This is a genomic window from Saccharopolyspora phatthalungensis (assembly GCF_014203395.1).
Classification (GTDB): Bacteria; Actinomycetota; Actinomycetes; order Mycobacteriales; family Pseudonocardiaceae; genus Saccharopolyspora; species Saccharopolyspora phatthalungensis.
Map to the genome: position 1 here is coordinate 3,056,958 of NZ_JACHIW010000001.1, position 13,437 is coordinate 3,070,394.

Sequence of the window (13,437 nt, forward strand, 5' to 3'; positions counted from 1 at the left end):
ATGTGACGGCGCCCCCACCCTCCGGTGCGGGCGCCGTCGGCTTCCCGGCGGATCCGCAGGTTCCGGCCCCCGGCGGGCGATCGGCTCGATAGTGTGATCGACGTGCCCCGCCCCGTGACCTTGATCGCCGTGCTGCTCGCCGTGTTCACCGCCGTGTCCGGTTGTGCCTCGGCGGGGGCCAAGTCGGTGTCGTCCCGGCGGACCGTCGAGGTGCCGAAGTTCGAAACCAACAAGCCCGGGCTGCTCGACCCGGCCTTCGCGCCGGACCGGCTGCGCGGCGTCGACGTGTGCGCCACGCTGCAGGCGGTCGACCTGAGCAAATACGGCACACCAGCGCCGCAATTCACCCCGAACGGCCTCGGGACTTGCGCGAACTACATGAAGGACCGCTACGGCAAGGATTTCGACGTCACCCTGTACTTCGATGCCGAGACCGGCCAACCCAGTACGCACCGCATCGGCGGGCTGCCCGCCGAGATCACCGACAACGGTTCGGACACCTGCTTCACGCGAGCGGCATACACCGGAGCCGAGACCAGGCTGCTCGCCGCGCCGCGCGGGCTGGAGATCCAGCTGCGCAGCGACCAGGCGGACGTCTGCTCCCCGGCCGTGCAGATCTTGGCCGACGTTGTCGAAATCATTCGGACGAAACCCCCGGTCAGTCCGCGCGTGTCCGGTGGGCTGGCCGGGTTCGACCCATGCGGGATCCTCGACCAGGCCGCGGTTCGCGACGCGTCAATGGGCGCCACGCCGGATTCGACGGGCGGGGAAGGTCTCTACAAGTGCGAGTGGTTCGCGGGCAACGGCGTCTCGGTGGAGCTGAGCTTCGAGGTCGGCGACCCGCAGAGCACCGCCCTGCCGCCCCTGGACCTCGGCGGGGTGCGGGCTGTCGTGGTGCCCACCAACGACCCCCCGACCTGCGAGATCGAGTGGGAGCACCGCAAGAAGGCCAACGCGGCGGGCGAGAGCGAGTACGTGCACGTCGAGGTGATGAACATGAACAACATCCCGATGGACACCTGCGCCAACGCCACCAACCTGGCACGGCAGGTGCGGGCGAAGCTGCCGACCGCGTGACGGACCCGGTCGGACACCGGATTCCGTAGGCTGCACGATGACAACGACCGACGTAAAGGTGGGAGGCCGGCGATGACCCAGACCGCCCGTGGCAGCGTCGAGACGTCCAACGCGACCACCGAGCAGTCCCCGACGTTCGAATCGATCGACCCCCGCACCGGCGAGGTCGTGGGCCGCCATCCGATGCATGACGCGGCCGAGGTCGGTGGGCGGGTGGCGGCGGCGCGCGAAGCCCAGTCGGCGTGGGCCGAGCTCGGGTTCGCGGGGCGCAAGCAATGGCTCGACGCGTGGCGGAAGCTGCTGGCCAAGCGCGTCGACGAACTGGCGGGCGTGATCTGCGCGGAGACCGGCAAGCCGCTCGACGACGCCCGGCTGGAACTGGTCCTGGTGATCAACCATCTGCACTGGGCGGCCGGCAACGCGGAAAAGGTGCTGCGCCGGCGGAAAGTCGCGACCGGGGTGCTGATGGCCAGCCAGGCCGCCACCGTCGAGTACCTGCCGCACGGGGTGGTCGGGGTCATCGGGCCGTGGAACTTCCCGGCGTTCACACCGATGGGCTCGATCACCTATGCGCTGGCCGCGGGCAACGCCGTGGTGTTCAAGCCAAGCGAGCTCACACCGGGCGTCGGGCAGTGGCTGGTGGACAGCTTTGCCGAGGCCGTGCCCGAGCACCCGGTCTTCCAGTTGGTGACCGGCTTCGGTGAAACGGGTGCGGCGCTGTGCGCGGCCGGGGTGAACAAGGTCGCCTTCACCGGTTCGACCGCCACCGGCAAGCGGGTGATGGCCGCCTGCGCGGAGAACCTGGTCCCGGTGGTGGTGGAATGCGGCGGCAAGGACGCCTTGATCGTCGACGTCGACGCCGACCTGGGGGCCGCCGCGGACGCGGCGGTGTGGGGTGCGATGTCCAACGCCGGGCAGACCTGCATCGGAGTGGAACGGGTCTACGTGGTCGACGCCGTCGCGGACCGGCTCCTTGAGATGATCACAGAGCGGGCCGGGAAGCTACGGCCGGGCGGCGAGCCCGGCGCTGACCTCGGCCCGATCACGATGCTGTCGCAGGTCGACGTGATCCGCGGCCACATCGACGATGCGCTGCACCGGGGCGGGCGGGCGTTGGTCGGCGGCGAGCATTCGGTGCGCCCCCCGTTCGTCGAACCCGTGGTGCTCACCGACGTACCGGAAGAGTCGACCGCCCTTACCGAGGAAACCTTCGGGCCGACCATCGTGGTGCAGCGGGTCCGCGACGCCGACGAGGGCGTGGCCCGCGCCAACGACTCCCGTTATGGCCTGGGCGCGGCGGTGTTCTCACGGGCCAGGGGCCTGGAGCTGGCGCGGCAGCTGCGCGTCGGCATGGTTTCGGTGAATTCCGTCAACGCCTTTGCCGGGGTGCCGTCGTTGCCGTTCGGCGGCGTCGGAGACTCCGGATTCGGCCGGATCCACGGTGCGGACGGGTTGCGCGAATTCACCCGACCGCAGTCGGTGACCCGGACCCGGTACCGGATGCTGCTCAACCCGATGAGCTTCGGCCGGTCCAAGGGCACCGTGCGACGCCTGGTGCGCCTGACCCGCCTGGTACGCGGCCGTTGATCCACTCGGCGTTTCCGCTGGGCTTGCGCGGTGGGTGACAGGAAGGTTCCCTTGCTCTCGCACCCCCGACCGGGCGCGGAGGTGCGAGCAGGGGGCTTCGCGGGCGCGTTTGATCGCGGAGCCGTCCATCGGTCGACGCCCGGACGTCTGTGCGGCAGACGCGGCAGACAAGGAGGCCAGCGGGTGAAGAAGATCATCAACGATCCGTCGGACGTGGTCGCCGAGTCGCTGCGGGGCATGGCCGCGGCGCATCCCGAGCTGCTTCGGGTCCGCACCGACCCCGCGGTGATCGTGCGTTCCGACGCGCCCGTGTCCGGCAAGGTAGCGGTGGTTTCCGGCGGCGGCTCCGGGCACGAGCCGCTGCACGGCGGGTTCGTCGGGGCCGGCATGCTTTCGGCGGCGGTGCCCGGCGCGGTGTTCACCTCGCCCACCCCGGACGCGGTGCAGGCGGCGATCGACGAAACCAACGGCGGCGCGGGTGTGCTGCTGGTCGTCAAGAACTACACCGGCGACGTGCTCAACTTCGAGACCGCGGCGGAGCTGGCGGGGATGGACGGCGTCGACGTGCGCACCGTGATCGTCGACGACGACGTGGCCGTGAAGGACTCCACGCACACTGCGGGTCGGCGCGGCGTGGGCGGCACGGTCATGGTGGAGAAGATCGTCGGCGCGGCCGCCGACCGCGGTGCGGACCTGGACAGGTGCGAAGAGCTGGCCAAGCGGGTGGTGTCCCGGGTCCGGTCGATGGGCATGGCGCTGACCGCGCCGACCGTGCCGCACGTCGGGCAGCCGAGCTTCGACCTCGCCGGGGACGAGATGGAGATCGGCATCGGCATCCACGGCGAGCCCGGCCGGGCACGGGTGCCGCTGACCTCGGCGGACGAGATCGTTCAGCGGCTGCTGGATCCGATCGTCGAGGACCTGCCGTTCGCGGCCGGCGACGACGTCCTGCTGTTCACCAACTCGATGGGCGGCACTCCGCTGCTGGAGCTGTACCTGGCGCACGGCATCGCCGAGCGGCTGCTCGCCGAGCGCGGTATCCGCGTCCAGCGCCGGCTGGTCGGCCCGTACGTCACGAGCCTGGAGATGCAGGGCATGAGCCTGACGCTGTTGAAGCTGGACGACGAGCTCACCGAGCTCTGGGACGCGCCGGTGCAGACCGCGGCGCTGAACTGGTGAGGGAGAGCCCCAGATGGGTTGCACTGCACAAGATGTGATCGCCGCGCTGCGGGCGGGCGCGGCCACCGTCGCCGAGCACCGCGACGAGCTGATCCAGCTGGACCGGGCGATCGGCGATGCCGACCACGGAGAGAACATGGATCGCGGCTTCCGCGCCGTGGTATCCAAAGTGGACATCGCAGCGCCGGAGACGCCGGGCGCGGCTTTGAAGCTGGCCGCCACAGTCCTGATCTCCACTGTCGGCGGCGCGTCCGGACCGCTGTACGGTACCGCGTTCCTGCGCGCGGCGGCCGCCGTCGGCGACGCCGACGAACTCGACGGCCCGGTGGTCGCCAAGGCGCTGCGGGCCGGGATGGAAGGCGTTGTCGCCCGGGGCCGCGCCGCCGTCGGCGACAAGACGATGGTCGACGCGCTGTCGCCGGCGGTAGAAGCCGCCAAGAGCGCTGCGGATTCCGGTGAAGGCGGGGCAAAAGTGCTGGCCGTCGCGGCCGAAGCCGCGCATCAGGGCGTACAGGCGACCGAACCGCTGGTGGCCCGCAAGGGCCGCGCCTCCTACCTCGGTGAGCGCAGCGCCGGGCATATCGATCCGGGCGCTCGTTCGACCGCGCTGCTGTTGTCCGCATTCGCCGAAGCCGCGAGGTCCCGCTCATGAACGTCGGACTGGTCATCGTTTCGCACAGCGCCCGGCTCGCCGAAGGAGTCGTCGAACTCGCCCGGCAGATGGCCCCCGAAGTGCGGGTCGTCGCCGCCGGGGGATTGCCGGACGGCAACATCGGCACGGATTTCGAAAAGGTCTCAGCCGCCTTGTCGGACGCCGACACCGGGGCCGGTGCGGTGGTGCTCTACGACCTCGGCAGCGCGCAGATGCTCGCCGAACTCGCCGTGGAGTCGCTCGGTGATCCGAGCACCGCGATCGTCGTCGATGCGCCGCTGGTGGAGGGCGCGGTCGCCGCGGCCGTTGCGGCGCAGGGCGGCGACGGCATGCGGGCAGTCGCCCGTGCCGCCGAGTCCGCGGCGGAGGGCGGCGAACTCGTCGAGCCGGGCGGGCCGAAGCCGCAAGACGAAGTCAGCCAGGAGTTGGAACTGGCCAACGAAGTCGGTCTGCACGCCCGGCCGGCGGCGCTGCTGGCCCGCAGCCTGACCGGATTGCAGGCCAATGTCACGATTTCGTTGGGAGGCAAGGAAGCCGACGCGGCCAGCGTGCTCGGTGTCATGGGCTTGGGGGCGCGCAAAGGCGACCGAATCGTCCTGCACGCCAACGGGCCCGACGCGCGCCAAGCGGTCGAACGCATCCTGGACTTGGCCAAGCGCAACTTCGACGAATGATCCCCGGGCGGTGTCGTTGGCCGCTCGGAGGTGTCGGTGAGGTTAGGCTGAGTTGGTGTCGACACGTCTCCGCCACCGAGGCATGCCGCTGCTGATTCTTTGGGTGCTGTTGTTGGTGGCGGGGTGCGCACCTGGGGCCGCGCCGCCCGGCCAGCTCGGCGGGCGGCAGAGCGATGCGGGAACGGCCCCGTCGATGCTCGGTGATCTGCGCACAGTGGACCCCTGCACGTTGGCCGATCCGGCCGCGCTACAACGGTTCGGCCCGACCGAGAACGCCGGCACGGTGTCGCTGGATTACTGCCTGCTGCACGTGAAGCAGAACAACGGTTCGCTGGTCCAGCTCGCGATCGGGGAACTGGCCGCCGGCGATTCGGACCAGCAGGGCGATCCGGTCGCCCAACGTGGGCCGCTGCGGGTCGTGCAGAACGCGCCGCTGCCAGGACACTGCACCAGACAGATCATGTTCGCCGACAACGTCGCGATGCAGGTCAGCGCCGATCTGCTGGTCGGCGACCCGGCGGCCGGGCTGTGCGCAATCGCCCAAGCCGGGGCCGAGGCGGCAGCCAGCGCGCTTGAACAGCATCGAGTCGGTCACCGGAGGTACCCGGCGAACTCGCTTGCCCTGGTGGACCCGTGCACGCTGCTGGATTCGGCTGCGGTACGGCAGATTCCGGGTCTGGAGGAGGCCAAACCCCAGTCGAACCCAGCCGGGCACCGGTGCATGTGGGGTGCGCAGTCGGCCGACTCGCCGCGGGTGCAGTTCATGCACACCGCCGGCGAACCGCCGAAGGTGCTGCACGGCGCAGCCGTCGAGGAATCCATCGCCGGCCGGCGCACCGTCCTCAGCGTCGTCGGCGGTGATCCGCGGGTTCCGCTGTGCTCCGCGGAAACCGGGCACATCCCGTTCGGTGATCCCGCCGCCGGTCAGGTCGAGGTGGCGATGCTGGTGGTGGCGGTCCCCGGCATGACCGGAACCGATGCGTGCGAATTCGCCCGCGGCCTGGCCGGGCAGGCGTGGCCGCACCTGCCGGGGTCCGGCCCGTAGCCGGACCGTTACCGTTGGCGGCGTGCCCCGACGTAACCAACCGCAACGCCCAAAGCGTCTGACCCAGGACATCAGCCACCGCGCGATGGGTACGACCTTTGGCATGTCCCGTGTTGAGCATGGGGCAGACGGCGACTGGATAGTGCGCACCGTTCCGGCGGCGCAGGCGACGAAAGTCTACCGGTGCCCGGGCTGCGATCACGAGATCCGGCAGGGCATCGCGCACGTGGTGGCCTGGCCGGAAGCGGAGCACGGCGGCGTCGCGGACCGTCGGCACTGGCACACCGGCTGCTGGAACGCGCGCGGTCGGCGCGGGCCGACGCGGCGCTGGTCGTAGCACGTCACACCTGTCGGGCAACTCGTTCGTGGCAGGATCTGAGGTGATGAGCACCGAGATCCGCGCCAACACCATGCTGCCGGCCCACCGCGAGCCGATCACCCTGCACACGGCCGACGGGCTGAAACTGATCGGTGAGCTGGCGCTGCCGGAGTCCCGGCCGCCGCGGGCGACGTTGATCTGCCTGCACCCGCTGCCCACCCACGGCGGCATGATGGATTCGCACATCTACCGCAAGGCGGCGTTCCGGCTGCCCGCGCTCGCCGACATCGCGGTGCTGCGGTTCAACACGCGCGGCACGGTCAGCGAGGCGGGCCGCAGCGAGGGCAGCTTCGACGGCGGCAGCAGCGAGCGGTTCGACGTGGCCGCGGCGCTGGAATTCGCCGAGTTTCAGGACCTGCCGAACGTGTGGCTGGTCGGCTGGTCGTTCGGCACCGATCTGACGCTGGTGCACGGCCTGGACCCGCTGGTCGAGGGCGCGGTGCTGATCTCCCCGCCGCTGCGCTGGAGCACCGAGGAGCACCTGAAGGCATGGGCCGATTCGGGCAAGCCGGTGCACGCGCTGATCCCGGAATTCGACGACTACCTGCGCCCGGACGAGGCGCGTCGGCGGTTCGCGGCGATCCCGCAGGCCGAGGTGACCGGCTTCGCGGACACCAAGCACCTCTGGGTCGGCAAGGCGGAGGCCGCGTTGGACGCGATCGTGCGGGTGGTGGCGCCGGACGTGCCCACGCCGCTGCCGCGCACCTGGGACGGCCCGTCGGAGAACCGACCGGTCACCATCGTCGAGTCCTGATCGGTCCCGCCTCGCCGGCCGCCGCCGAACCTTCCGCCCACACGCGCGGTGGGCGAAAGGAAGGTTCCCATGCTCACCTCGGGCGGCGGGTGGGTGACAGGAAGGTTCCCATGCTCACCTCGGGCGGCGGGTGGGTGACAGGAAGGTTCCCATGCTCGCGTTGCCCGGGGCAAGGTGCGGCGCTGCCGGAGCCGAGACCACTGTGTGGCCGCGAAGCATGCGCTCGAAGGGCTGTCCAAAGTGGTCTCCCCGGAGGGTGTCGAGCACTGCGTGACGAGCAACTGCGTCAATCCCGGGTATGTCGATTGCTCGGCGCGAACTGGCAGACCCCCGACGTTGGAGATCCAGCTCGCACTGCGCCTGCATGGCTAGGCCGGTGTCGCGCCGCGCGATGTGCCGCGGGGCCGGTCGCCCCGGCCTGTTGGGGCGCGTTCGACGGGGCGTTCCGGCAGGATGGGACTGTGCACTACATCGAATCGGGAGCCGGAACACCGCTGGTGCTGCTGCACGCGTTCCCGGTGGACGCGCGCATGTGGAACCCGCTGCGGATCCGGCTGGAAGATCAGCTGCGGGTGATCACCCCGGACCAGCGGGGACTCGGCGAGAGCGCGCTGGACGGCTTGTCGGCGCGGAACGTCGGGGCGCCGAGCGGAGATCGGTCGGTGACCGAACGACCGAGCATCGACCTCGCGGCCGCCGACATCCTCGACCTGCTAGACCAGCTGGAATTGCCGCAGGTCGTGCTGGGCGGCTGCTCGATGGGTGGCTATGTCGCGATGGCCGTGTTGCGCGCGGCGCCGGAGCGGGTGGCGGGTCTGCTGCTCGTCGACACCAAGGCCGCCGGGGACAACGACGAGCAGCGCACCAATCGCCTCAACGTCGCTGATCGAGCAGAACGCGAAGGCACGAACGACTGGCTGGCCGAGAACATGCTGCCGAATCTGCTCGGCCGCACATCGCACGAACAACGCCCCGAGGTGGTTGCCGGTGTCCGCGAGCTGATCGACGCGCAGCCGGCGGTTGGTGTCGCATGGGCGCAGCGGGCAATGGCGGGACGCCCCGACAGCACCGAGACCCTGCTGTCCTACCTCGGACCGGCGCTCGTGGTCGTCGGTGAGGAGGACACCATCACGCCGCCGGAGAACGCGCGCGAGCTCGCAGCGGCGCTGCCCGAGGGCGAGCTCGTGACCTTGGCTGGCGTCGGGCATTTGCCGTCGATCGAGGACCCGGACATGTTCGTCGAAGCCGTGCGCCCGTGGCTTTCCCGAATCAGCTGAACGACGCGTGACCGCCGTCGTCGAAATCCGTGCGCACAGAGGAAACGACCCGGTCCCATCGGCATGCCCCGGCTCGGGTTGTGGCCGAGTACCAGCCGATCGCACACGACCAGCGCGATTTCACCGAATTCAGCGGGAGAACTTCGGTTCCGCCGGACGGGCCCGGCCGCGCGCACAGGCGAGCCCGTCCGGCGGCAGCCGGGTCAGTCCTTGTTCCCGTTGGTTCGGCGCGCGTCCCGGTCGATGGCTCGGTCCGGCGACTTCTTCAGCTCCGCTTCGGTCCGCTTGAACTGCTCGGCCTGTTCGCTGGGCAACATGAAGTAGCTGCCCGTCCTGCGCTTGCCGTGCGCCCTGTCGTCATCACCGCTCGGGAACTCCTGGTCCGCCATTTTGACCTGGTCCTTTCCGTTGGTGCAGGCGGGAAATGCCTACCACCCTCCGCGCCCCCAGGGACACGGAAAGTCCTCCACTATGACGCTCACCCGAACTGACCAGGCTCAACGTCAGCCCGTGGCTATCGGCTCCTGGATCTCGGTGACCATACCGGCCGGATCTTCCGGACAGGCGAGGGTCACCTCCCGGTTGGTCCCCAGCGTGTGATACCCGCTGGCCTCGATCCAGCGTGCCAGCGCCTGGTAGGCGGGCACGCAATCGTCCATCGATCCCCGATGCACGATCGTGGCCGCCTTCTCGACCGCGGGCAGGTCCACCACCGCGAAGTCGAGGGAGGCGTTCGGCTTGACGTTGACCGGCAACCCGGCGTGCACGATCACGCTTTCGCCGTCGCCACCGTCCTCGTAGTACGCGGTGGCCGGGCCGACCGGCGTCACCCCGGCGTGCTCCAACGCGGCGCAGAGCTGGTCGTAGAGACCGCGGATCACCGGGCCGATCGACTGCGGATCCATCGTCTTGGCGGTGCCGGACAACTCGGCCACCCGCAGCGCCGGGATCGACTTGATCGTCACTTCGTCGCTGGACATGATTCCCTCGGTTTCGATCATTCGGAGCCGCGCCTGGACGTGCGCCAATCGAGCCGTGTCGGCCGAGATCTGGGTTTCGAGCTCGGCCTGCCGCAGCCGCAGCATGCCGCGCAGTTGTTCAGCGGTGAACTCCTCGTCGAGGATCTGCTGCACCTGCTGCAGGCTGAAGCCCAGTTCCTTCAACGCGACGACCCGGTTGAGCCGCGCCAACTGGGCTGCGGCATAGGTCCGATGGCCGGTCGACGGGTTGACGTGGGCGGGCCGGAGCAGTCCGATCGCGTCGTAATGACGCAACATCCGGACCGACACCCGCCCGTGCCTGGCGAAGTCTCCGATGCTGAACATGACACTCCCGGTCTACGACCTGACACCGTGTCAGATGCAAGTTGCAGGAGGGCTAGAGCGAATCGGCGTTGGGGAGGACGACCGAAGTCCGGTGCGGGAGAGCAGGTCAGCGCCGCTGTTTGTTGGCGGCGTCGATCCGGGTGGCGCTGTAGGAGCGCTGCTGGCCACTGCTGTTGTCCGGGACCGGTAGCTGGATACGGCGGGTTGGCTCGTCGTGCCCGCGGACCGTTTCCCGGTGGATCTGCTCCGTCGGCCCGTCGTCGGCTTCTCCGCCGCCGCCCGACGGCTTGCCGCTTCTCCCGTTCGGCTTCGCTGGCTCGGTCTTCGGGCCCTCCGCCTTCGCGGCCTCCCGCGTGGTCTGCTGCACAGGTCTCGCTCCGCCCGGCTTCGCCACAGCTTCGGGCTTCGCGGCTCCGGCCTGCGCCGACTTCGGTGCCTCGGCGGCTGGTTTTGCTTGCTGAGCGGACTTCGTCGGCTTCGCCGGAGCCCGCTCGTCCTCTCGGCCGTCCCGGGCGAGCGCGGCTTGAGTGTCCTTGCGTACTTGCTCGCGGGCTTCCGCCGCCGCCTCGCGAAGTTTCTCCTCTTCGGTGTCTTCCTGGTCGAGGCGTTCCAGAAGGGGCGTGGTCTGGCCGAGCATCTCGGCGGCGTCGCGGAGCTTCTTGGCCACCGAGTCGCGTAGTTCGGTCAGCGAGTGGACGTGCTCGTCGGCCTTGGCGAGGCGGCGCTGCACCTCCTCGGTGGTCGTGCTGAGGCGGCGCTGGGCGTCCTCGCGGGCCGTCGCGACCAGGCGCTTGCTCTCGCGGGTGGCGTCGTCGATGAGGCGGGTGGCCTCTTCGGTGCACTCGCGGACCATCCGCTCGGACTTCTCCGCCGCTTCGCGGACCATCCGCTCGGACTTCTCGGTCGCTTCGTGGACCAGCCGCTCGGATTTTTCGGTCGCTTCGCGGACCATTTGCTCGGATTTCTGGGTCGCTTCGCGGACGAGCCGCTCGGCTTCCGCCTTGCTTTCCCGGATCCGCAGTTCCGCGGCCTCGGTGCTCTCGCGCTCGCGCTTCTGCGCTGCTGCGATGCTTTCCCGCTCCCGATTGTCGGCGGCCTCGGTGCTTTCCCGCTCGCGCTTTTGCGCTGCCGCGATGCTTTCCCGTTCCCGCTTGTCGGCGGCTTCAGTGGATTCCCGGGTGAGCTGCTCGGCTTTCGCGGTCGCGTCGTTGACCAGCCGGTTCGCCTGGTCGGTGGCTTCGCGGACGCGGCGGTGCGCCTCGTTGGTGCCTTCCCGCAGCCGCCGGTTGGCCTCTTCGGTCGCCTCCCGGACCCGACGCTCGGCCTCGGCCTTGCTGGTCGCCTCCTGCTCGGCGAGGGTGCGCATGGCTTCGCTGCGGCGCGCGGCCATCGCGATCTCGAAGTCCTCTTCCACCTGGGCCCGGCGGGCCTCGGACTCCTGGTCGGCGCGCCTGCGGTTCGCCTCTGCCTCGCGGCCGATCCGCTCGGCTTCGCCCCTGGCCTTGTCCATCAGCGAGCGGTGTTCGGTCTCCATCTCGCTGCGCCGGGTGTCGGCCTCGGAGATCAACCGCTCGTAGCGGGTCCGCAGGTTGGTCGCCTCGGCTTCGGAGCGCGCGCGGATCTGGCCCGCGTCTTTCTCGGCACGTCCCCGAATGTCGTTGGCCTCGTCCTGGGCGAGTCGCAGCATCCGCTGCAGGCGCTCGCTGAGTCCTTCCAACGTGGTCGGCGGCTTGGCGAGCCGTTCGACCTGACCGCGCAGGCTCTCGATCTCGGAACGGGCCGACTCCAACTGCTTGGACAGGTCACCTGCCTGGGAGACCGCCGCATCCCGATCCGCGCTGAGGATACGGATGTCGGCGTCGAGTCGCTCTAGGTGCTCATCGACCTGGGCGCGGTCGTAGCCGTTCTTACGAGCGAGGTCGAATCCCGATCCCAGTGGCAGCAAATCGCGGTCGTCGGCAAGGCCCATGGCAACCAAGTTACCTGGAAGACGACGTTGTTGTGGGAGGTGTGGCGCGTATCTGCCGGATTTTCCTCGCCGGCGGCAAAGCCCCCGCCGAGCACCCCGGCCGAGGTTTCGCCTAGGCGTGTCGACGGGCATCCGCGAGTGTGGTTCGGCGCTGCGGGCGAACCCGGCCGCAGCGAGTGGTGAACGGGTCGAAAGTACGGGATTCAATGTCTTGACCGGCTGGCCAATCAAGGGCGAACATGGAGTTGTACGTCGGGCTCAGTGGAGGTGATCGACGTGGCCGATAGGTCGAACGGTTCGATTGTGAAACCGTGGATCCGCTGGCAGGACTGGGTTGCAGTGGTGCTGGGTGCCTACCTGATCCTCGCGACGATGTGGACGTTGACGAATGGCTCAGCGATGTCCGCGATGATCGTGCTGGGTGCGCTGCTGGTGATCGCGAGCGTGTGGTCGCTGGCCATGCCGGGTTCGATGACCAGCGAATACAGCCACATGCTGCTGGGTGTGCTGCTTTTCATCTCACCGTGGGTCCTCGGCTACACCGAGTTCATGGGTGCCTCGTGGACTTCGTGGATCGTCGGCGTGCTGGCCGTGATCGCCGGTGCCGCCGCACTGCCCGAGGCCAACGCCGCGCATCGCGGGGTGGCCGGCCAGCATTAGAGGGTCGTGAGCGGTACCGGCCGTTAGGGCGACAACAACCACTCACGAGTGCGACACAGCGCGGTCCGGCGGTAACGTCCGGGCCGCGCGTTTCTTTTTGTCAACTCGCCCGGTGGAGCATGCCGGCCGGAAGTGGGAGGTCGGGTTCATGGCGCAGGCACCTGGGGAGCGCGGCGCCGGCAAGCAGCCGTCCACTTCGGACTTGGTCGTCGAGGCGGCGCCGGGGGATCAGGGCTCGTCCGCGCGCGAGCGCATCTTGGCCGCGGCCGGCGAGTTGTTCGCCGAACACGGCTTCGACGCCACGCCCACCTCCCGGATCGCCGAACGGGCAGAAGTCCCCAAAGGACTTATTCACTACTATTTCCGGCGCAAGCAGGACCTGCTGGCGGCGCTGGTCGAGCAGCTGCCCGAGGAACTGGTGGAATCCGATCGGGTCGCCGTCCGGGGCGACATCGCGGGCAGCCTTCGCCGACTGGTCGGCGAGCTTGACGCGCGGCTGGAGTCGTCGTTGCTGCTCAGTCACCTGTTGTGGCGGGAAGCGGATACGCATGTCGCGGTGCGGCAGGCGCTGCAGCGGCGCTTCCGCGCGGTGGCCGAGCAGATTCGCCGGGTGATCGAGCTGGCGGCGCCCCCGGGGCCGATCAGCTCCGATGTCGATACCGCCGCCGTGCTGCTGGCCCGGGTTGTCAACCACCGGCATTCGGTGGCCCGGCACGGCGCGCACGACGACGAGCTGGACCGCGAGATCAGCTTCATCGCCAAGGCGCTGGAACTCGGGGTCGGGAAGCCAAGGAAGATCAAGCCCGCCTGAAATGCTTTCACGTTTGTGAAAGATCGCTACCCGCGCTAAAACTCCTGC

At 69.4% G+C, this 13,437-nt stretch carries 14 protein-coding genes and 1 pseudogene; 12 read left to right on the plus strand and 3 right to left on the minus strand.

Annotated elements, in window-relative coordinates; genetic code table 11:
* Positions 1 to 102: 102 nt before the first annotated feature.
* From BJ970_RS14120 to BJ970_RS14160, 10 genes and pseudogenes are all read left to right on the plus strand, one after another.
* Positions 103 to 1,077: a hypothetical protein gene (locus BJ970_RS14120; RefSeq protein ID WP_184726686.1), complete on the plus strand. Its 975-nt coding sequence runs from the start codon at positions 103 to 105 to the stop codon at positions 1,075 to 1,077.
* Positions 1,078 to 1,149: 72 nt separating this feature from the next.
* Entirely contained in the window at positions 1,150 to 2,664 is a 1,515-nt protein-coding gene (locus tag BJ970_RS14125) for an aldehyde dehydrogenase family protein (protein WP_184726687.1), read from the plus strand.
* A 183-nt stretch (positions 2,665 to 2,847) separates the two neighbouring features.
* On the plus strand, positions 2,848 to 3,843 hold the full coding sequence (gene dhaK, locus BJ970_RS14130; RefSeq protein ID WP_184726688.1) for a dihydroxyacetone kinase subunit DhaK: 996 nt from the start codon (positions 2,848 to 2,850) through the stop codon (positions 3,841 to 3,843).
* Between the two features lie 13 nt (positions 3,844 to 3,856).
* A complete protein-coding gene (dhaL, locus tag BJ970_RS14135) occupies positions 3,857 to 4,495 on the plus strand; it encodes a dihydroxyacetone kinase subunit DhaL (protein ID WP_184726689.1) in 639 nt (212 codons plus the stop codon).
* Positions 4,492 to 5,169 (plus strand): dihydroxyacetone kinase phosphoryl donor subunit DhaM, encoded by a 678-nt coding sequence (gene dhaM, locus BJ970_RS14140; protein ID WP_184726690.1) that lies wholly within the window; start codon positions 4,492 to 4,494, stop codon positions 5,167 to 5,169. The genes dhaL and dhaM overlap by 4 nt, the downstream gene beginning before the upstream one ends.
* Before the next feature lie 55 nt (positions 5,170 to 5,224).
* Positions 5,225 to 6,214, plus strand: a complete 990-nt coding sequence (locus BJ970_RS14145; RefSeq protein ID WP_184726691.1) for a DUF3558 domain-containing protein — start codon at positions 5,225 to 5,227, stop codon at positions 6,212 to 6,214.
* Between the two features lie 22 nt (positions 6,215 to 6,236).
* Positions 6,237 to 6,551: an Rv1322 family protein gene (locus BJ970_RS14150; RefSeq protein ID WP_376775035.1), complete on the plus strand. Its 315-nt coding sequence runs from the start codon at positions 6,237 to 6,239 to the stop codon at positions 6,549 to 6,551.
* A gap of 46 nt (positions 6,552 to 6,597) precedes the next feature.
* Positions 6,598 to 7,347 carry an alpha/beta hydrolase gene (locus BJ970_RS14155; RefSeq protein ID WP_184726693.1) on the plus strand — a complete coding sequence of 250 codons (750 nt, stop codon included), beginning with the start codon at positions 6,598 to 6,600 and terminating at the stop codon, positions 7,345 to 7,347.
* A 204-nt stretch (positions 7,348 to 7,551) separates the two neighbouring features.
* Positions 7,552 to 7,650, plus strand: a pseudogene (locus tag BJ970_RS37810) (3-hydroxybutyrate dehydrogenase); the annotation flags it as partial.
* A gap of 158 nt (positions 7,651 to 7,808) precedes the next feature.
* Positions 7,809 to 8,624, plus strand: a complete 816-nt coding sequence (locus BJ970_RS14160) for an alpha/beta fold hydrolase (RefSeq protein WP_184726694.1) — start codon at positions 7,809 to 7,811, stop codon at positions 8,622 to 8,624.
* A 203-nt stretch (positions 8,625 to 8,827) separates the two neighbouring features.
* Here the strand turns inward: BJ970_RS14160 and BJ970_RS14165 are convergent, their stop codons facing one another.
* From BJ970_RS14165 to BJ970_RS39450, 3 genes are all read right to left on the minus strand, one after another.
* Positions 8,828 to 9,013, minus strand: a complete 186-nt coding sequence (locus tag BJ970_RS14165; protein ID WP_184726695.1) for a hypothetical protein — start codon at positions 9,011 to 9,013, stop codon at positions 8,828 to 8,830.
* A gap of 114 nt (positions 9,014 to 9,127) precedes the next feature.
* Positions 9,128 to 9,949, minus strand: a complete 822-nt coding sequence (locus tag BJ970_RS14170) for a MerR family transcriptional regulator (protein ID WP_184726696.1) — start codon at positions 9,947 to 9,949, stop codon at positions 9,128 to 9,130.
* A gap of 106 nt (positions 9,950 to 10,055) precedes the next feature.
* On the minus strand, positions 10,056 to 11,918 hold the full coding sequence (locus tag BJ970_RS39450; protein WP_184726697.1) for a M protein: 1,863 nt from the start codon (positions 11,916 to 11,918) through the stop codon (positions 10,056 to 10,058).
* 261 nt (positions 11,919 to 12,179) lie between these two features.
* On the opposite strand from BJ970_RS39450, the gene BJ970_RS14180 reads away from it, so the two are divergent.
* Both BJ970_RS14180 and BJ970_RS14185 read left to right on the plus strand, forming a co-directional pair.
* The gene (locus BJ970_RS14180; protein ID WP_184726698.1) at positions 12,180 to 12,578 is read left to right on the plus strand and encodes an SPW repeat protein; all 399 of its coding nucleotides are present in this window, start codon (positions 12,180 to 12,182) and stop codon (positions 12,576 to 12,578) included.
* A gap of 148 nt (positions 12,579 to 12,726) precedes the next feature.
* On the plus strand, positions 12,727 to 13,389 hold the full coding sequence (locus BJ970_RS14185) for a TetR/AcrR family transcriptional regulator (protein WP_184726699.1): 663 nt from the start codon (positions 12,727 to 12,729) through the stop codon (positions 13,387 to 13,389).
* Positions 13,390 to 13,437 lie beyond the last annotated feature (48 nt).